The organism is Streptomyces sp. CNT372 (genome assembly GCF_000377145.1).
The window spans coordinates 40,081-57,678 of the sequence record NZ_KB897783.1 but is presented as its reverse complement, the minus strand read 5'-3'; the positions used below and the strand labels follow the sequence as shown (position 1 = coordinate 57,678).

Annotated in this window: 18 protein-coding genes and 1 riboswitch; of the genes, 11 read left to right on the top strand and 7 right to left on the bottom strand. The window is 74.3% G+C overall.

Features of this window, described 5'->3' with window-relative positions:
* Positions 1 to 107: 107 nt before the first annotated feature.
* From C593_RS0117350 to C593_RS0117335, 4 genes are all read right to left on the bottom strand, one after another.
* Entirely contained in the window at positions 108 to 1,616 is a 1,509-nt protein-coding gene (locus tag C593_RS0117350; protein WP_026277790.1) for a cobyric acid synthase, read from the bottom strand.
* The gene (locus C593_RS0117345) at positions 1,613 to 2,665 is read right to left on the bottom strand and encodes a cobalamin biosynthesis protein (RefSeq protein WP_018848571.1); all 1,053 of its coding nucleotides are present in this window, start codon (positions 2,663 to 2,665) and stop codon (positions 1,613 to 1,615) included. Before C593_RS0117345 ends, C593_RS0117350 begins: the two co-directional genes overlap by 4 nt.
* Positions 2,666 to 2,697: 32 nt before the next feature.
* Positions 2,698 to 2,839: riboswitch (cobalamin riboswitch) on the bottom strand.
* 167 nt (positions 2,840 to 3,006) lie between these two features.
* Positions 3,007 to 3,228 carry a hypothetical protein gene (locus C593_RS0117340; protein WP_018848570.1) on the bottom strand — a complete coding sequence of 74 codons (222 nt, stop codon included), beginning with the start codon at positions 3,226 to 3,228 and terminating at the stop codon, positions 3,007 to 3,009.
* A gap of 12 nt (positions 3,229 to 3,240) precedes the next feature.
* Positions 3,241 to 4,494: an inorganic phosphate transporter gene (locus tag C593_RS0117335; protein WP_018848569.1), complete on the bottom strand. Its 1,254-nt coding sequence runs from the start codon at positions 4,492 to 4,494 to the stop codon at positions 3,241 to 3,243.
* Between the two features lie 243 nt (positions 4,495 to 4,737).
* On the opposite strand from C593_RS0117335, the gene C593_RS0117330 reads away from it, so the two are divergent.
* The 3 genes from C593_RS0117330 to C593_RS0117320 all read left to right on the top strand — a co-directional run bounded on the left by C593_RS0117330 (position 4,738) and on the right by C593_RS0117320 (position 8,383).
* Positions 4,738 to 5,415, top strand: a complete 678-nt coding sequence (locus C593_RS0117330) for a class II aldolase/adducin family protein (RefSeq protein ID WP_018848568.1) — start codon at positions 4,738 to 4,740, stop codon at positions 5,413 to 5,415.
* Between the two features lie 86 nt (positions 5,416 to 5,501).
* Positions 5,502 to 6,629, top strand: a complete 1,128-nt coding sequence (locus C593_RS0117325) for an alpha/beta fold hydrolase (protein WP_018848567.1) — start codon at positions 5,502 to 5,504, stop codon at positions 6,627 to 6,629.
* A 368-nt stretch (positions 6,630 to 6,997) separates the two neighbouring features.
* Entirely contained in the window at positions 6,998 to 8,383 is a 1,386-nt protein-coding gene (locus C593_RS0117320) for a hypothetical protein (RefSeq protein ID WP_078521631.1), read from the top strand.
* A 34-nt stretch (positions 8,384 to 8,417) separates the two neighbouring features.
* Here the strand turns inward: C593_RS0117320 and C593_RS0117315 are convergent, their stop codons facing one another.
* Positions 8,418 to 8,825, bottom strand: a complete 408-nt coding sequence (locus tag C593_RS0117315; RefSeq protein WP_018848565.1) for a VOC family protein — start codon at positions 8,823 to 8,825, stop codon at positions 8,418 to 8,420.
* A gap of 265 nt (positions 8,826 to 9,090) precedes the next feature.
* Between C593_RS0117315 and C593_RS0117310 the strand changes: the two genes are divergently transcribed.
* The 8 genes from C593_RS0117310 to amaP all read left to right on the top strand — a co-directional run bounded on the left by C593_RS0117310 (position 9,091) and on the right by amaP (position 14,828).
* Positions 9,091 to 10,689 (top strand): ABC-F family ATP-binding cassette domain-containing protein, encoded by a 1,599-nt coding sequence (locus C593_RS0117310; protein WP_026277788.1) that lies wholly within the window; start codon positions 9,091 to 9,093, stop codon positions 10,687 to 10,689.
* A gap of 387 nt (positions 10,690 to 11,076) precedes the next feature.
* Entirely contained in the window at positions 11,077 to 11,298 is a 222-nt protein-coding gene (locus C593_RS0117305; RefSeq protein WP_018848563.1) for a helix-turn-helix domain-containing protein, read from the top strand.
* Between the two features lie 138 nt (positions 11,299 to 11,436).
* A complete protein-coding gene (locus C593_RS0117300) occupies positions 11,437 to 12,228 on the top strand; it encodes an enoyl-CoA hydratase/isomerase family protein (protein WP_018848562.1) in 792 nt (263 codons plus the stop codon).
* Between the two features lie 265 nt (positions 12,229 to 12,493).
* Positions 12,494 to 12,982 carry an Asp23/Gls24 family envelope stress response protein gene (locus C593_RS0117295; RefSeq protein ID WP_018848561.1) on the top strand — a complete coding sequence of 163 codons (489 nt, stop codon included), beginning with the start codon at positions 12,494 to 12,496 and terminating at the stop codon, positions 12,980 to 12,982.
* A gap of 30 nt (positions 12,983 to 13,012) precedes the next feature.
* A complete protein-coding gene (locus tag C593_RS0117290) occupies positions 13,013 to 13,201 on the top strand; it encodes a hypothetical protein (RefSeq protein WP_018848560.1) in 189 nt (62 codons plus the stop codon).
* Positions 13,202 to 13,207: 6 nt separating this feature from the next.
* Entirely contained in the window at positions 13,208 to 13,579 is a 372-nt protein-coding gene (locus C593_RS0117285; RefSeq protein ID WP_018848559.1) for an Asp23/Gls24 family envelope stress response protein, read from the top strand.
* The gene (locus C593_RS0117280; RefSeq protein ID WP_018848558.1) at positions 13,576 to 14,244 is read left to right on the top strand and encodes a DUF6286 domain-containing protein; all 669 of its coding nucleotides are present in this window, start codon (positions 13,576 to 13,578) and stop codon (positions 14,242 to 14,244) included. Before C593_RS0117285 ends, C593_RS0117280 begins: the two co-directional genes overlap by 4 nt.
* 5 nt (positions 14,245 to 14,249) lie before the next feature.
* Positions 14,250 to 14,828 carry an alkaline shock response membrane anchor protein AmaP gene (amaP, locus tag C593_RS0117275; RefSeq protein ID WP_106434690.1) on the top strand — a complete coding sequence of 193 codons (579 nt, stop codon included), beginning with the start codon at positions 14,250 to 14,252 and terminating at the stop codon, positions 14,826 to 14,828.
* A 218-nt stretch (positions 14,829 to 15,046) separates the two neighbouring features.
* Here amaP and C593_RS0117270 read toward each other — a convergent pair whose 3' ends face one another.
* Together C593_RS0117270 and C593_RS0117265 are read right to left on the bottom strand one after the other, a co-directional pair.
* A complete protein-coding gene (locus C593_RS0117270) occupies positions 15,047 to 15,802 on the bottom strand; it encodes an SDR family oxidoreductase (protein ID WP_018848556.1) in 756 nt (251 codons plus the stop codon).
* 4 nt (positions 15,803 to 15,806) lie between these two features.
* Positions 15,807 to 17,591 (bottom strand): glycoside hydrolase family 15 protein, encoded by a 1,785-nt coding sequence (locus C593_RS0117265; RefSeq protein ID WP_018848555.1) that lies wholly within the window; start codon positions 17,589 to 17,591, stop codon positions 15,807 to 15,809.
* Positions 17,592 to 17,598: the final 7 nt, after the last annotated feature.

Here is a 17,598-nt window from a genome sequence, read left to right as displayed (position 1 = left end):
CGGTGACGGTTCACCCGGGCGGCCCGGTGACGGTGTGTCCGGGACGTCCGGTGGCGGGCCGGCGGGCGTCGCGCCGCCGCCCGGCCCGGTGGTACTCACGGCCGCGCTCACGGCGCACCCGGCGGCACGAACGGCAGCCCGTCCGGCGGCCCCTGCTCGATCAGCCGCAGCAGTGCACCGGTGTCCGCGTGCTCCTCGACCAGATCGCCCAGCCGGTCGAGCTGGTCCTCGCGCAGCGCGCCGAAGCAGGTGTCCGGCGCGGGCACGAACCGCCGCCCCGCCTGCGCGGCGACGCGGCGCAGGAACGCCCGCCGGAAGCCGTCGCTCTCCAGCGAGCCGTGCCAGTGCGTGCCCCACACGGCCCCCGTGCGGCAGCCGTCCAGGAACGGCTCCCCGCCCAGCACCTCCGCCACACCGTGGTGGATCTCGTAGCCGTCGACGTGCTCGCCGAGTGCCTTCCCGGACGGCCGGGCGAGGGTCTTCTCCCGGGCGAACCGCACCCGTACGGGCAGCAGTCCGAGGCCGTCGACGGATCCGGCGCGGGACTCCACCTCGTCCTCGATGTGCTCGCCGAGGACCTGGAAGCCGCCGCAGATCCCGAGCACCGGCCGTCCCTCGGCGGCCCGCCGCACCAGCGCGTCCGCCAGGCCCCGGGCACGCAGCCACTCCAGCGCCCGCACCGTGCCGCGGGTGCCGGGCACCACCACCAGGTCCGCGTCCGCCAGTTCCTCGGGCCGGTCCACGAAGCGCACCACGACACCCGGTTCGGCGGCCAGCGCGTCCACGTCCGTGAAGTTGGACATCAGCGGCACGGCGCACACCGCGACCCGCAGCAGCTCCTCGCCGACCGGCGGCGCGACCACCGACTCCCGCACGGCCCCGCGCAGGGACACCCGCAGACCGTCCTCCTCGTCGATGCCGAGCCCGTGCGCGAACGGCAGTACCCCGTAGGTGCGCCGCCCGGTGAGCCCGAGCAGCATGTCGAGACCCGGCTCCAGCAGGGAGACGTCGCCCCGGAACTTGTTGACGAGGTACCCGGCCACCAGCTCCTGGTCCTCCGGCGCCAGCAGCGCCGTCGTCCCGAAGAACTGGGCGAACACCCCGCCCCGGTCGATGTCCCCGACCACCAGCACCGGCAGCCGGGCGGCCCGGGCGACCCCCATGTTGACGATGTCCGTCCGCCGCAGATTGATCTCCGCCGGACTGCCGGCGCCCTCGCAGATCACCGCGTCGTACGTGTTCCGCAGCTCCTCCAGGCAGGCCATCACCGGTTCGAACAGCTCGCGTTGGCGGTTGCCGTGGTAGCCGCGGGCGCTCATCTCGCCGATCGGGCGGCCCAGCAGCACGACCTGGCTGGACCGGTCGCCGCCGGGCTTGAGCAGCACCGGGTTCATCTGCGCGGTCGGCTCGACCCGGGCCGCCTGCGCCTGCATCGCCTGCGCCCGCCCGATCTCCGCACCCTCCCGTGTCACGAAGGAGTTCAGCGACATGTTCTGGCCCTTGAACGGCGCGACCTTGACGCCCTGCCGGACCAGCCACCGGCAGATCCCGGCGGTGACCACGCTCTTCCCGGCGTCCGAGGTCGTCCCCGCGACCAGCAGCCCCCCACCGCTCATGCCGTCCTCCCGCCGCTGTCCGGCCCGCCGCGCCCCGACGCCCGGCGCCGGCCTCCGCCGAAGGCCCCCGCGGCCAGCCGCGCGCCCGCGCACACCGCCAGGGAGAGCGCGCCCACCCGGCGCGACAGCCGCACCGCGTGCTCGATGTCGCCCGGCTCCACCGCCCGGCCGCCCGCGTTGAGCACCGGCCGGTGCTCGACCCGCCCCCCGTACGCCAGCGTCCCGCCCAGCCGCACACCGAGCGCCCCCGCGAACGACGCCTCCACCGGGCCCGCGTTGGGGCTCGGGTGCCCGGCCGCGTCGGCCCGCCAGGCGCGCACCGCGCCCCGCGGATCGGGCCCGGCGAGGGCGGCGAGCACGGCGGTCAGCCGGGCGCCCGGCCAGCCCGCCACGTCGTCCAGCCGGGCCGAGGCCCAGCCGTAGCGCAGATGGCGCGGCGAGCGGTGCCCGACCATCGCGTCCAGGGTGTTGACGGCGCGGAAGCCCAGCAGGCCGGGCACACCGGCGACGGCGCCCCACACCAAGGCTCCGACGACCGCGTCGGAGGTGTTCTCGGCGACGGACTCCACGACGGCGCGCGCGATCCCGTCCGCGTCCAGCGCCTGCGGGTCCCGCCCGCACAGGTGCGGCAGCCGCGCCCGCGCCGCCTCGACGTCCCCGGCCTCCAGCGCTGCCCCGACGGCGCGGGCCTCCCGGCCCAGGGTCGTCCCGCCGACGACGGCCCAGGTGGCGGCCGCGGTCAGGGCGGTGGCGGCGGCGGGGGAGCGGCGCACGGCGCGCGCGGCGAGCAGTCCGGCGGCGGTCGCGCCCCCGGCGCACACCAGCGTGTGCAGGGCGCCCCGGGCGCGGTCGTCGCGCCACAGCACGCCCTCGACGGCGGCGGCCGCCCGTCCGAACGCGGCCACCGGGTGCCCGGTGCGCGGATCACCGACGAGCAGGTCGGCGAGGAGCCCCGCGGCGGCGCCGCAGGCGAAGATCCGGCCGCCGCGTGTGCGGCCGGCGTCCCGGGAAGGGGGTCCGGACGGCAGGGCTGGGCCACGGCCAGGCATGACGCAGAGTCCTCACTCAGGGTCCGCGCCCTGGCTCGACGTGAACGGCGGCGAGAGTTCCTGGCTCCCCGGACTCCGGGTGACAGTGGCGGGACCGCGCCGGATTCTCACCGGACTTCCTCTTCTGCCGCCGTATGGCCCCGGCAGTCCACCACGGCCGCCCACGCCCGTCAACTCACCCTTGACCTGCGGCGGGACAGTGTGCCGAGGCCCACACGAGGGCTCGTGCTGCGGGTGCACGGAGACGGCGCCCGGAGGCGGCGCACTCGGACGGCGCACGGGCCGGGCACCGCCCGGTGGCGGTACCCGGCCCGTGCCGGTGACGGATCGGTCGGCGGACGTCAGTCGACGATCAGAAAGATCCCGTACGCGACGGCCACCGCGCAGAGCGCGAAGCAGGCGTACGCACCCGTGCGGGCCATCACGGCGCTGCCGCCGGTCCGCACGGCGGCCTCGCCCTTGCTGAGGCCGATGATGCCGAGGGTGAACAGGCCCACGAGGGCCACGGTGGCGACGAGGCTCACGCCGAAAACGGAGCCGAGGGCTACCCAGTCGATCTTCATCTTGCTGCTTCCTTACACCGCGGCCGGTCGGGCCGGCTCGGTCTCGGCGGGGGCCGGGACGGTGGTCCTGATCTCACCGGCCGGCGGCGGGGTGACGGCCGCGATGGCGGTGGTGACGACGCCCGCGGGCTCCCCGGAACCCTCCGCGCCCTCGGCGCCGGGGGCCTCGGTGTCGTTGACGTTGGTGTGGTCGACAACCTGGCGGCGGGAGGCGATCCAGATCGCCAGTGAGGAGGCGACCAGGAAGACCGCGACCACGGCGACGCCCCAGTCACCCTGCTTGGTGACGAACTCGGAGGCGGCGGCGACCAGGCCGGCGGCCGGCAGGGTCAGACCCCAGGCGACGAACATCCGGGTCGCGGTCGACCAGCGGACCACACCGCCCTTGCGGCCGAGGCCCGCACCCATCACCGCGCCGGAGCAGGAGTGCGTGGTGGAGAGGGAGAAGCCCAGGTTGGAGGAGGCCAGGATGACGCTCGCGGCGCTGGTCTGGGCGGCGAAGCCCTGCTGCGGCTGGAGGTCGGTGAGGCCCTTGCCCATGGTGCGGATGATGCGCCAGCCACCGAGGTAGGTACCGAGGGCGATCGCGACACCGGCGGAGACGATGACCCACATCGGGGGGTTGGAACCCGGCGCGAGCACGTTCCCGGCGACCAGGGCCAGGGTGATGATGCCCATCGTCTTCTGGGCGTCGTTGGTGCCGTGGGCCAGGGAGACCAGGCCGGCAGAGGCGATCTGGCCGGCGCGGTAGCCCTTGGCCGTGTCCTTCTGATCGGTGTTCTTGCCGATCTTGTACGTCAGCCGGGCGGCGATCATCGCGCCGATGCCGGCGACGAGCGGGGCGGCGATGGCCGGGATCAGCACCTTGGTGATCACCACACCGCCGTTGACGGCGGAGAAGCCGGCCGAGGCGACGGTGGCGCCGATGAGGCCGCCCATCAGGGCGTGGGAGGAGCTGGACGGCAGACCCACGAGCCAGGTCAGCAGGTTCCAGAGGATGGCGCCGACGAGCGCCGCGAAGATGACTTCAGGAGAGATGCCTGATTCGTCGACCAGACCGCTGGAGATCGTCTTGGCGACCTCCACCGACAGGAACGCGCCGACGAGGTTCAGAACGGCGGACATGGCCACCGCGGTCTTGGGCTTCATCGCGCCGGTCGAGATGGTCGTCGCCATCGCGTTGGCGGTGTCGTGGAAACCGTTCGTGAAATCGAACACGAGAGCTGTCACGATCACAATCGCGAGCAGCAAGGTGATGTGTTCCATTTACCCAGGCAATCGTTTGACGTCATTGACGTGTGGACCGTAGGCAACCTGGATGAACGGAAGATGAACTGGGTCGGGCGCTGTGGTGTCCGCAAGTGGGGTCAACGGGTTCCGCTTGTGCCGGATCCGCGCCCCTGACCTCGGTGGGCAGTCACTCGAACACCCTCCGTCGCCGCGGGCCGCCCCGGACCGGCCCCGCACCGGCCCCTGGGCCCCTCGGAGCCCCGCTGACAGGATCGGCGCATGACCCATCACACAGAGCGGGACGCCCTCGCGGGGGCGTGGGCCGGACTCGTCGCCACCGCCCGCAGAACCGCCGCCGAAGGACTCGTCGTCGGTACCTCCGGGAACGTCTCCGTCCGCGTCGGCGACCTCGTGCTCGTCACCCCCAGCGGGGTCCCCTACGACCGGCTCGGACCCGGTGACACCGTCGCCACCGACCTCACCGGCCGACAGGTCCTCGGTGAACTGGCGCCCACGAGCGAACTCCCGCTCCACCTGGCCGTGTACACCGGCACGGCCGCCCGCGCGGTGGTCCACACCCACGCCGTCCACGCGACGGCCGTCTCCGTCCTCGTCCCCGAGCTGCCGCCCGTCCACTACATGGCGGCGGCCCTCGGCGGCCCGGTCCGGGTGGCGCCCTACGCCCTCTACGGTACCGAGGCCCTCGCCCGGAACATGACGGACGCCCTGCGCGACCGCACCGCCTGCCTCCTCGGCAACCACGGCACCGTCGCCTACGGGGACACCCTCGACCAGGCGTACGACCGCACCGCCCAGCTGGAGTGGATGTGCCGCCTCTGGCTCACCGCGGCCGCCGTCCCCGGGCACGCCCCCGCCCTCCTCACCGCCGCCCAGCTCGCCGAGGCGGCGGAGCGGTTCCGCGGCTACGGGCAGCCGGGCGCCGGCGAGGAGGGCTGACGGGGCGGGTAGCGGCGCGAAGGGGACGGCCACCCCGGTGCCGCGGCCCACTGGCAGCCGCCCCCCGCCCCGCGGACACTGGACGGGTGCGCCCGGCTACAGCGACGGCAGCGGCCGTCTCCTCACTGTTCGGCGTCGGCGCGGCCACGGTCGCCGCCGGCCGCTACGCGAGCTCCGCCGCCCTCAAGGTGCCCGCCAAACGGCCCCTGCCCGGCGAACCACGGCTCACCGTCCATCAGACGGCCACCACCACGGTGACCCTCACCCGCAGCCTCGCCTCCCTGCGGCGCGGCCTCTACGGCCTCGCCGGCTCCGGTCTCCGGGCCGTGGTCGGCCCCGTCCTCGACGGCGCCGCCGCCTCCGCCGACACCGTCGTCCGCCGACTGGAACGGGTCACCGGCGGTGGACTCGACAGCGGCACACGGGTCCGCTTCACCCCGCAGGTCCACAGCGGCGACCCGGCGACCGCGCTCGGCATCCCGTACCACGACGTCCGCGTCCCCGGCGAACTCGGCGCCCTGCCCGCCTGGTTCGTCCCCGGCCACCGCTCCACCTGGGTCATCACGGTGCACGGCCTCGGTGCCACCCGGGAACACCCGCTGAACATCCTGCCCCTCCTGCACACCCTCCGCCTCCCCGTGCTGAACCTCGCCTACCGGGGCGACCACGGCGCACCCCGCCCGCCGGACGGCCTCAGCCGCCTCGGCGACTCCGAATGGCGCGACCTGGACGCCGCCGTCCGCCACGCCGTACGCCACGGCGCCGAACGGGTCGTCCTCCACGGCTGGGGCAGCGGCGCGGCCATGGCCCTCCACGCGGCCGCCGGCTCCGGCCTGCGGGACCGCATCGCAGGGCTCGTCCTCGACTCCCCGGTCCTCGACTGGGACGCCACCCTGCGCGCCCTCGCCACCGCGCACGGCACCCCGGCGCTCCTCCTCCCGCTCGCCGTCCGCGCCGCCCACGGCCGCACCGGGCCGCACACCGACCGGCTGGCGGAGGCCGCCGACCCGGACGCGCTCAGGGTGCCGGCCCTGGTCTTCCACGGCCCGGACGACACCCTCGCCCCCTGGCAGTCCTCCCAACTCCTCGCCGCGGCCCGCCCCGACCTCGTCACCCTCCACACGGTGACCGGCGCCCCGCACACCGCCATGTGGAACGCGGACCCCCACGCCTACGAGGAGGCCCTCCGCCGCTTCCTGGTCCCGCTGTTCTGAATTCCGGGGCTCGGTTCGCCTCCGGCCCCTCTTCTGAGGCTCGGCTCGCCCCGGGCGCTTTCAGCGGGTGCCGGCGCTCGGCCGTGCTCGCCACCTGGTCCCTCGGGTCCTGCGCGCGGCCTCCCTTTCGGCACCCACGCGCCCTTCGGCTCACTCGCCGGCCCGGAACGGGGCGGACGCCGGGCCCGGAACGGGGCGGACGCCGGGCCCGGCGCGCGGAAGGCGCTCCCCTGCGCGGGCGCCCGTGTCCCGGGCCCCGGTCCGGAGGCTCCCGCCGTCCCCGCCCCGGCCGCTCCCGCCGTGCTGCCCGGGGCGGTTCGGAGGGCTCCGTTTGGGCTTTCGGGCCGACAGCGGGAAGACTGCTCCCTGTGACGTCCCGAAAGCCTGATGAGCAGTTGGCGCGCAACTCCAGACTCCGTCTCGTCCGCCCGCGGTCGCTGGCCACGGCGCGACGGGCCGTGACGACCCGGCGCACCCGTCCGGCGACCCGTCCACCCGAGGGCACCCCCGCCCCCGCCGAGCTGGCCCGACAGGCCCGCGCGGTCCTCGCCGACGCCGTGCGGATCGCCCGCTGGGCGGCGGTGGAACGCGGACCCGGCTCCGCCCGCTCCCTCCCCGAGGCGCGGCAGCGGGCCGCCGCCGCCCTGGACCTGACCCCGGACGAGGTGCGCGCGGGCTGGGACCGCGCCCGGCTGGCCGGACTCATCGAGATGCACGGCGAGACCGCGCGCCCCGGCTGGCGGCTGCGCGCCTGGGACCGCGACGACATGGCGGTCCTGCGTGGCTGGGTCGCCCTCTTCGACGCGTGGTCGCTGGCCCACCCCGCCGCCGAGGACCTGGTGCCCACCGGTGTGGCCGAGGTCGTCGAGGCCGTGCCCCAGGTGCTCTCCCTCCTCCAGCTCTCCGCCGGGCCCGTGCCCAAGCCCGCCCTGCTGGACCTCCTCCAGCAGCGCGTGGCCGAGCTGCGCGAGGAGCGCTGCGAGCTGCCCGCCCCGGACGGCCTCGCCGCTCCGGAGCCCGCGCCCGAGGACGTGCCCGTCTCCGTGCTCCTGGACTGGGCCCTGGACGGGCTCGCCTCCGTCGGCGCGCTGACCCTGGACCGCGGCCAGGCCACCCTCACCCCCCTCGGGAACTGGGCGGTCTGGGTCAAGCTGGAGCAGATCTGCGTGGCCGCGCAGAGCCCCGCGGGCAACATCGAGCAGTCCGCCGAGGACATGCTCCGCGGCTGCGCCCGCCTCACCCCCGGCCCCGCCCGCGCCGAGTACCGCGCCTGGCTCGCCGCCCGTACCGTCGCCGGCGCGGTCGCCGAACTCCTTGCCGTCGCCCGCGGCGAGGACGCCCTGCTGCGCGGCCTCGCCTTCGAGGCCCTGCGCGTCGTCGGCGCCCCCGCCGAGCCCGAGGTGCGCGCGGCCGCCGCCGAACCCTCTCTGCGGCCCTACGCCCTCCTCTGGCTCGCCGAGTACGAGGGAGCCGACCCCGAGGAGGCGGCCGAGATCCTCACCCGCGAGGAGGCCACCTGGCTCTGGGTCGACACCGCCGCCGCCGTCGCCGACCACGGCGAGCCGCAGCTGCTCCTGCGCCACCTGGACTCCGCCGTGCAGGGCACCGTGCCCGCCCTGATCGAGGAGGTCCGCGCCGGCGGCCACCCGCGCACCGTGCAGGTGCTCGTCGCCCTCGCGGCGGCCCACCCGGACCCCGCCCTGGCCAAGGCCGTCCGCCGGGCCGCCTTCCAGGTGCACACGGGCGGCGTCTGACCCCGCGCCACCGCGCACCCCCGGGGGCGCCCGGCTACGCCGCCCCCGGGGTGTACGTGCCGAAGCTCCAGACGTTCCCCTCGCGGTCCCGGGCCATGTAGTCCCGGGCGCCGTAGTCCTGGTCGGTCGGCGGCATCACGATCTCCGCGCCGTGCTCGACCGCTCTGGCGTGGTGGCCGTCCACGTCGTCGACATGGACGAAGATCCCCGCCGGGCCCGAGCCCCGCATCACCTTGTCGAACTCGCTGCCCGTGCCCCTGCTCCCCAGCATCACCATGCCGTTCCCGAAGGCGAGTTCGGCATGGGCGACGGAGCCGTCCTCGTTCTCGTAGAGCGCGTGGACGGTGAAGCCGAACGCCTCCTTGAGCTGCCCGACGGCGGCCTTGGCGTCCTCGTAGACCAGGGTCGGGCAGATGCCCGGCGACTGGGTCACGGCGATCACTCCTCACTTCCTCGGCGGCGTGATGTGATCCACGTCTCAGTCTGGCATCCGTCGGGCCGCCCCGCTCCGCCACTTCTTCCGGGGTGGCCGCGGGGGTCCAGGGTGGTGGTCCGTGGCACCCGTCACGGTGTGCCCGGACCCGGAAAAGTACTTGCCCCGTCCCGTTAGACTGGGCCGTATGGCATATCTCCCCGTGCATTAGACGGCGTCGAAGCGTCGCTCACCGTTCCTTCCGCCGTCCATCACGCCCTGGAGTATGTCCCCCGTGATCACCGCTTCCGGTATCGAGCTGCGCGCCGGTGCGCGCGTCCTCATCGAGTCCGCCTCCTTCCGTATCGCGAAGGGCGACCGCATCGGCCTGGTCGGCCGCAACGGCGCGGGCAAGACCACGCTCACCAAGTGCCTGGCCGGCGAAGGCATCCCCGCCGGCGGCACCATCAGCCGCTCCGGCGAGGTCGGCTACCTCCCGCAGGACCCCCGCACCGGCGACCTCGACGTCCTCGCCCGCGACCGGATCCTCTCCGCCCGCGGACTCGACGTCCTGCTGCGCAAGATGCGCCAGAACGAGGACCGCATCGCCACCGGCCAGGGCTCCACCCGCGAGAAGGCCCTCAAGCAGTACGAGCGCCAGGAGACCGAGTTCCTCACCAAGGGCGGGTACGCCGCCGAGGCGGAGGCCGCCACCATCGCAGCCGCCCTCGGCCTGCCCGACCGGGTGCTCACCCAGCCGCTGCACACCCTCTCCGGCGGTCAGCGGCGCCGCGTGGAGCTGGCCCGCATCCTCTTCTCGGACGCCGACACCCTCCTCCTCGACGAGCCGACCAACCACCTCGACGCCGACTCGATCGTCTGGCTGCGCGACTACCTCAAGACCTACCGCGGCGGCTTCATCGTCATCTCCCACGACGTCGATCTCGTGGAGACGGTCGTCAACAAGGTCTTCTACCTGGACGCCAACCGCTCCCGGATCGACGTGTACAACATGGGCTGGAAGCTCTACCAGCAGCAGCGCGAGGCCGACGAGAAGCGCCGCAAGCGGGAGCGCCAGAACGCCGAGAAGAAGGCCGCCGCCCTCAACTCGCAGGCCGACAAGATGCGCGCCAAGGCCACCAAGACGGTCGCCGCGCAGAACATGGCCCGCCGCGCCGAGCGCCTGCTCTCCGGCCTGGAGGAGGTGCGGGTCTCCGACAAGGTCGCCAAGCTCCGCTTCCCCGAGCCCGCCCCCTGCGGCCGGACCCCGCTCACCGCCGAGGGCCTCTCCAAGTCGTACGGCTCGCTGGAGATCTTCACCGATGTCGACCTGGCCGTCGACAAGGGCTCCCGGGTCGTCATCCTCGGCCTCAACGGCGCCGGCAAGACCACCCTGCTCCGCCTTCTCGCGGGCGTGGAGCAGCCCGACACCGGAGCCGTCACTCCCGGCCACGGCCTCAAGCTCGGCTACTACGCGCAGGAGCACGAGACCCTGGACCCGGACCGCACGGTCCTGGAGAACATGCGCTCGGCCGCCCCCGACCTGGACCTGGTCGAGGTCCGCAAGACCCTGGGCTCCTTCCTGTTCTCCGGCGACGACGTGGACAAGCCCGCCGGTGTCCTCTCGGGCGGTGAGAAGACCCGGCTCGCACTGGCCACCCTGGTGGTCTCCTCGGCCAACGTCCTGCTTCTCGACGAGCCCACCAACAACCTCGACCCCGCCAGCCGCGAGGAGATCCTCGGGGCGCTGCGCACCTACAAGGGCGCGGTCATCCTCGTCACCCACGACGAGGGCGCGGTCGAGGCGCTGGAGCCGGAGCGGATCATCCTGCTGCCGGACGGCGTCGAGGACCTGTGGGGCGCCGACTACGCGGACCTGGTCGCGCTCGCCTGAGCCCGCCGGACCGCCCTCCCGCCCTGCCGCGAGCTCGTTGATCCACTCCCTGTCGATCTCCGTATGGATCTCCGTATGGATCATTCGGCCTACCGGTGATCCGTCATCTGTGTGAGGCGGTCTCGTACCCCGGCGTGGCGGCTGGCGGACGGGATCACTCCGCTCTTGCCGTGGAGTTTTGCCAGGGCGGCGCTTCTGACCTGCCGTTTCGGTGGGACGGGCCGGTCGGGGCGTCCGGCGGCACGAGTGGAGGGACGCGTTCTGTCCGTGTTCGCCGCTGTGACCGCGCCCATACGTTCCGTACCGACCTTGTCGAATGGGTGGCCAGGACGGGCGGGAGGGGTGATCATGAGAAGTCCAGAGCGCACTTCCCATGAGGAGGCACGGGTGGCCGAGACTCTGAAGAAGGGCAGCCGGGTGACCGGCGCCGCGCGCGACAAGCTCGCGGCAGACCTGAAGAAGAAGTACGACTCCGGTGCGAGCATCCGGGCGCTGGCCGAGGAAACCGGCCGCTCCTACGGGTTCGTCCACCGGATGCTCAGTGAGTCCGGAGTGGTCCTGCGCGGACGCGGCGGAGCGACGCGAGGCAAGAAGGCCCCCTCGGCCTGAGCCTGGCGTCGGCGAGAAGCTCTCCGGTCGACGCGGTTCTCTCGCGGTGACCACCCGGTCGGTCCGATGGACCCCCGGGTGGTTACTGTGCAGTAGCCCGCCAGTCGCGGGCCTACCGCACCGAACCGGAGGCGTCTCATGACTTCGCTCGACCCCGTGCTGGACAAGGACGGCGTACGACTCACCGTCGACGGCGCCGTCGCCACGGTCACACTGGCCAGGCCGGACAAGCGCAATGCCCAGGACTTCGCGCTGTGGCGGGCATTGACGCAGGCGGGCCGGTCGCTGCCGGGCGACGTGCGGGTCGTGGTGCTGCGCGGCGAGGGCAAGTCCTTCTCCGCGGGCCTCGACCGGCAGGCCTTCACTCCCGAGGGCTTCGACGGCGAGCCGTCCTTCATCGACCTCGCGCGCAGCGCCGACGCCGAGATCGACGCCGCCGTCGCCGAGTTCCAGGAGGCGTTCACCTGGTGGCGGCGGGCCGACCTGGTGACGATCGCCGCTGTCCAGGGACACGCGATCGGCGCCGGCTTCCAACTCGCCCTCGCCTGCGACCTCCGGGTCGTCGCCGAGGACGTGCAGTTGGCCATGCGCGAGACCAGCCTCGGTCTGGTGCCCGACCTCACGGGCACCCACCCCCTCGTCTCCCTCGTCGGCTACGCCCGCGCGCTGGAGATCTGCGCGACCGGGCGCTTCGTCCACGCCGAGGAGGCCGAACGCACCGGCCTGGCCAACCTCGTCGTCCCCGCGGCCGAACTCGACGCCGCCGTCGCCGACCTGGCCGCAGCGCTGATCGCCGCCCCCCGGGACGCCGTGATCGAGACCAAGGCGCTCCTCCAGGGCGCGGCGGACCGCACCTACGACGAGCAGCGCGCCGCGGAGCGGGCCGCGCAGGCCCGCCGGCTGCGGGACCTCGCGGGCCTGTCCGACTGACCCGGAGCCCCCGGCCCCCGCGGCCGGTGCGGCCGCGCCCCGCCCGGGGCGCGGCCGCACCGGCCGTTCGCCGTTCCGGGGGGCGTTCCGGGGGCCGTTCCGCCCCGTGGCGCCCGGCTGCCGCATCCCCGGCGCGGGAGTGGGCATCCGCCCTTACTGTGGGCAGGGGGCGAACCCGTCAGGCAAGCCGGGACACACAGCCGGCCGCACACGGCGAAGAAGCCCGGCCCGGGGGAGGACACACCCGCCCGGAAAGGAAGACGCGATGAGCGAGGCAGGCGAGCGCAACCGACCGCAGCACAACTCCGGTGACCAGGGAGACGGCTCCCGCCGGAACGCCCTCAGCAAACGCGACGAATCAGGCGTGCGCGGCCGCACCACGATCGCGGACGGCGTCGTCGAGAAGATCGCCGGGCTCGCCGCCCGGGACGTCGAAGGCGTGCACGCGATGGGCGGCGGGCTCTCCCGCACCCTCGGCGCGGTCCGCGACCGTGTTCCCGTCGGCAGCAGCAAGGCCGGCGTCACCCGCGGCGTCAAGGCCGAGGTCGGCGAGGTGCAGACCGCACTGGACCTGGAGATCGTCGTCGACTACGGCTACTCCATCGCCGATGTCGCCCGGGACGTACGGGAGAACGTGGTCTCCGCGGTCGAGCGGATGACCAGCCTGGAGGTCGTCGAGGTCAATATCGCCGTCAGCGACGTCAAGTTGCCCGACGAGGAGGATGACGACGACACGGAACCTCGCATCCGATAGCGCAAGCCCACCCAGGAGAAGGAGCCCATCATGAGCATGGCCCTGGTCGGCATGCTGGCCGGCATGGCTCTCGCGTTCGCCGGGTACTTCGGCGGATTCGGGGCCTTCCTGCTGGTCGCGGCCCTGGGAGCGGTCGGCTTCGTCGTCGGCCGGCTCCTCGACGGCGACCTGGAGGTCGGCGACTTCCTCCGCGGCCGCGACCGCGACGGACGGCGGTGAGGCGGAGTGACCACCGGGGAGGTGTCCGCCGTGCCGCCGCGCCGGGTGCCCGCGGCCGAACGCGGGTCGACGACGATCGCCGACCGCGTCGTCGCCAAGATCGCCGCCCGGGCCGCCCGTGAGGCGCTGGACGCCGTGCCCCGGGCAGGCGCGGCGCCCAGCGCCATGGTCGTGGTGCACCACGACGTCGCCCGGGTCCGGGTCAGCCTCGAACTCGACTACCCCTCCGACATCGGCGGCCAGTGCGCCGCCGTGCGCGGCCGGGTGACCGAGCGCGTGAACGATCTCGCGGGGATGACGGTCCCGGAGGTCGTGGTGCAGGTCGAGCGGCTGCACTCGGCGCACTCGCGCGGCACGGCGAAGGAGAGGATCCGATGACCGGGCCCGCGTCCGGCGACGCCGCCGAGCGGTCCGCCGGCGACACCCTGGAGGTGGCCCCGCCCTCGTCGGCCGCCGCCCATGAGCCCGTCCCCGCGGCCGACGGCGGCGAGGGCGGGCGCACGGGTCGCTTCTGGTCGGCCCGCCGCGTCCCCGCCGCACTGCTCGCACTCGTCGTCCTCGGCGCCTCGGGACTGCTGCTCTACGACGTGGCCGCCGTGCGCGCCGACCGGCCCGCCATGGAGTGGCGCCGCCGGCTCGCGGACCATCTGGCGAGCCGGCACCTGGACGAGGTCGCGGTTCTCGCGGTCGCCGCGGCGGTGGTCCTCGTCGGCCTCTGGCTGATCCTCCTCGCGGCCACCCCCGGACTGCGCGCCCTGCTGCCGATGCGGAGCGTCCGCGGCGGGGTCCGGGCCGGACTCGACCGGGAGGCCGCCGCGCTGGCGCTGCGCGACCGGGCGATGGAGGTCTCCGGCGTGCAGTCCGCCCGCGTCAAGGTCGGCCGGCGCAAGGCGTCGGTGCGCGCCCTGTCGCACTTCCGTGAACTCGACGAGGTGCGCACCGACCTCGACGCCGCGCTGGCCGTGGGGCTGCGGGAGCTGGGACTCGCGCACCCGCCGGCTCTCGCCGTCCGCGTCGGGCGGCCCTCCGGGAAGAAGGGGTGAGCAGCGTGCGGCCTGTGGTCAACCGGATCCTGATCGGGCTCGCGGGGCTCGTCCTCGTCTGCGCGGGCGGCGCGGTGCTGGCGACCGGGGCGGGGCTCCCGGTGCCCTCCTGGTGGCCCTGGTACGGGCCCGGCGACGTCCTCCTCAGCGACGCGGACCGGGCCCGGTGGCGCGAGGAGGGCTGGTGGTGGCCCACCGTCATCGCCGTCCTCGCGGTGCTCGTCCTGCTGGCCCTGTGGTGGCTGCTCGCCCAGGTGCGCCGCTCCCGCCTCGCCGAGGTCCTGGTGGACAGCGGCGACGGCGACGGGGCGCTGCTGCGGGGGCGGGCGCTGGAGTCCGTGATGACGGCCGAGGCGGAGTCCCTGGACGGGGTGTCCCAGGCGGCGGTGACGCTCGCGGGCCGCCGCACGGCGCCCAAGGCGCGGTTGCGCTTGCGCCTCGAACCGCATGCCGCGCCCGCGGAGACGCTGACGCGGCTGGTGGGCGAGGTCCTCACCCACGCGGAGCAGTCCACGGGACTCGCGCCCCTCCCGGCGGAGGCCCGCCTCCGCGCCTCCAGACACGGCGCGGAGCGCGTGACGTGATCTTTTGAGGGCTCGGTTCGCCTCCGGGGCGCTTTCAGCGGGTGGCGGCGGCCGTGCTCGGCACCTCGTTCCCCGGCGCCTGCGCGGCCTCCCTTTCGGCACCCGCGCGCCCCTTCGGCTCACTCGTCGGCGCACACGGGGCGGACGCCCGGCCCGGGACAGGCCGGGCGAACTCCCGGGCGGGAGGGCTCGGCTCCGGCCGGGCTCGGGGCGGGTGCCTAGAACCCACTCCTCGCGCCGCCGTCGACCGGGAGCATCACGCCCGTCAGGTAGGAAGCCGCCGGGGACAGCAGGAACGCCGCCACCGTGCCGAACTCCTCCGGAGTGCCGTAGCGCCGCAGCGGGATGCGGGACTCGTTCGCGGTGCGCGCCGCCTCCGCGTCGCCGGAGAGGGCGTCCAGCTCGCGCACGCGGTCGGTGTCGATGCGGGCCGGGAGGAGGCCGACGACGCGGATGCCGCGCGGGCCCAGCTCGTCCGAGAGGGATTTGGCGAAGCCGGCGAGGCCCGGGCGGAGGCCGTTGGAGATGGTCAGTCCGGGGATGGGTTCGTGCACCGAGCCGGAGAGCACGAAGCCGATCACCCCGCCCTCGGACAGCTCCGCGGCCGCCGCGCGGGCCAGGCGTACCGCCCCGAGGAAGACGGACTCGAACGCGGACCGCCACTGCTCGTCCGTGTTGTCCGCGACGAAGCCGGGGGCCGGGCCGCCGACGCTGATCAGTACGCCGTCGAAGCGCCCGAAGTGCGCCCGGGCCGCGGCGACCAGGCGCTCCGCGGCGGCCGGGTCGGCGTTGTCGGCGGCCAGGGCCACCGCCCCGGCGCCGAGTTCGGCGGCGGCGTCCGCGACGGTCTGCTCGTCCCGGCCGGTGACGACGACCTTCGCGCCCTCGGCCACCAGCGCCCGGGCGGTGGCGTTGCCCAGGCCCCGGGAGGCGCCGGTGACGACGTAGACACGGTCCTTCAGTCCAAGATCCATGGCGCTATCCTGCCGTGTCGCGGTGCTGGAGCGCGAGGGCCGTGTTCACCAGTCCGATGTGGCTGAAGGCCTGCGGGAAGTTGCCCAGCAGCCGGCCGGCGACCGGGTCGTACTCCTCGGAGAGCAGCCCCACGTCGTTGCGGAGCGCCAGGAGTTGTTCGAACAGATCGCGTGCCTCGTCGTGGCGGCCGGTCATGCACAGGGCGTCCGTGAGCCAGAACGAGCAGGCGAGAAACGTTCCCTCGCCGCCGGGGAGGCCGTCCACCGACCCGGCCGCGGTGCTGTAGCGGCGTACCAGGGGGCCGTCGGACAGCTCCTCCTGGACGGCCTTGATGGTGCCGAGGACTCTCGGGTCGTCGGGCGGCAGGAAGCCCGAGTGGGGGATCAGCAGGGTGGCCGCGTCGAGTTCCCGGGAGCCGTAGTACTGGGTGAAGGTGTTGCGCTCGGGGTCGTAGCCCTTCTCGCACACCTCGCGGTGGATCTCGTCCCGCAGCGCCCGCCAGCGTTCGGCCTCGCCGTGCAGGGACCGGTCGTTCTCCAGGGTGCGCACCGCGCGGTCGGCGGCCACCCAGGCCATGACCTTGGAGTGGACGAAGTGGCGGCGCGGCCCGCGTACCTCCCACAGGCCCTCGTCCGGTTCGCGCCAGGTGGACTCCAGGAAGCCGAGCAGGCTCAACTGGAGGTTCCAGACGTGCTTCTCGGGGGCCAGGCCGGCCTGCCGGGCGATGAACAGCGAGTCCATCACCTCGCCGTAGACGTCCAGTTGGAGCTGGCTGGCCGCGTCGTTGCCGACGCGGACCGGGACCGAGCCCTCGTAGCCGCCGAGCCAGTTCACCTCGAACTCGGGGAGCCGGCGCTCGCCCGCCAGACCGTACATGATCTGGAGGTCGGCGGGGTCGCCCGCGACGGCGCGCAGCAGCCAGTTCCGCCAGGCCGCCGCCTCGGCCAGATAGCCGACCGCGACCAGGGAGCCGAGGGTGAGGGTGGAGTCCCGCAGCCAGCAGAAGCGGTAGTCCCAGTTCCGCACCCCGCCCAGTTCCTCCGGCAGGGAGGTGGTGGGCGCGGCGACGATACCGCCGGTGGGGGCGTACGTGAGGCCCTTGAGGGTGATCAGGGAGCGCATCACCTGGGCGCGGTAGGGACCCTCGTAGGTGCATTGCGCGGCCCAGGACGCCCAGTCCTCCAGGCAGTGCCGCAGGGACTCGTGCGGGTCGATCCGGCGGGGCCGCTCCTCGTGGGAGGGGTGCCAGGTGAGGACGAAGGCGACCGACTCGCCCTCGGCCACGGTGAACGCGGAGCAGGTGCTGAACTGCTGCCCCCAGGTCTTGACCTCGGGTTCGCTGCGCAGCCACACCGAGTCGGGCCCGGCGACCGCGACCCGGTGCCCGTCCACCCGCCGCATCCAGGGGACCACCGAGCCGTAGTCGAAGCGCAGCCGCAGGGTGCCGGCCATCTCGACGCTGCCGCTGACGCCCTCGACGAGGCGGACCACGTCGGGGGCGGTGTCCCGCTGGGGCATGAAGTCGAGCACCCGGACGGTGCCCGTGCGGGTCTCCCAGACGGTCTCCAGCACCAGGGAGTCCCCGACGTAGCCCCGCCGGGTGCAGCGGCCGGCTCCTTTGGGCGCGAGCCGCCAGTGGCCGTTCTCCTCGTCGCCGACGAGTGCGGCGAAGCAGGCGGCGGAGTCGAACCGGGGCAGGCACAGCCAGTCGATCGAACCGTCCGCGCCGACCAGGGCGGCTGTCTGCAGGTCGCCGATGACGGCGTAGTCCTCGATGCGTTGGGTCACGCTGAGG

Coding starts and splice junctions, on each gene's coding strand:
- C593_RS0117295 (WP_018848561.1), top strand. CDS start 12,494: ATGAGCGAGGCAGGCGAGCGCAACCGACCGCAGCACAACTCCGGTGAC.
- C593_RS0117300 (WP_018848562.1), top strand. CDS start 11,437: ATGACTTCGCTCGACCCCGTGCTGGACAAGGACGGCGTACGACTCACC.
- C593_RS0117340 (WP_018848570.1), bottom strand. CDS start 3,228: ATGAAGATCGACTGGGTAGCCCTCGGCTCCGTTTTCGGCGTGAGCCTC.
- C593_RS0117270 (WP_018848556.1), bottom strand. CDS start 15,802: ATGGATCTTGGACTGAAGGACCGTGTCTACGTCGTCACCGGCGCCTCC.
- C593_RS0117280 (WP_018848558.1), top strand. CDS start 13,576: ATGACCGGGCCCGCGTCCGGCGACGCCGCCGAGCGGTCCGCCGGCGAC.
- C593_RS0117350 (WP_026277790.1), bottom strand. CDS start 1,616: ATGAGCGGTGGGGGGCTGCTGGTCGCGGGGACGACCTCGGACGCCGGG.
- C593_RS0117290 (WP_018848560.1), top strand. CDS start 13,013: ATGAGCATGGCCCTGGTCGGCATGCTGGCCGGCATGGCTCTCGCGTTC.
- C593_RS0117335 (WP_018848569.1), bottom strand. CDS start 4,494: ATGGAACACATCACCTTGCTGCTCGCGATTGTGATCGTGACAGCTCTC.
- C593_RS0117330 (WP_018848568.1), top strand. CDS start 4,738: ATGACCCATCACACAGAGCGGGACGCCCTCGCGGGGGCGTGGGCCGGA.
- C593_RS0117345 (WP_018848571.1), bottom strand. CDS start 2,665: ATGCCTGGCCGTGGCCCAGCCCTGCCGTCCGGACCCCCTTCCCGGGAC.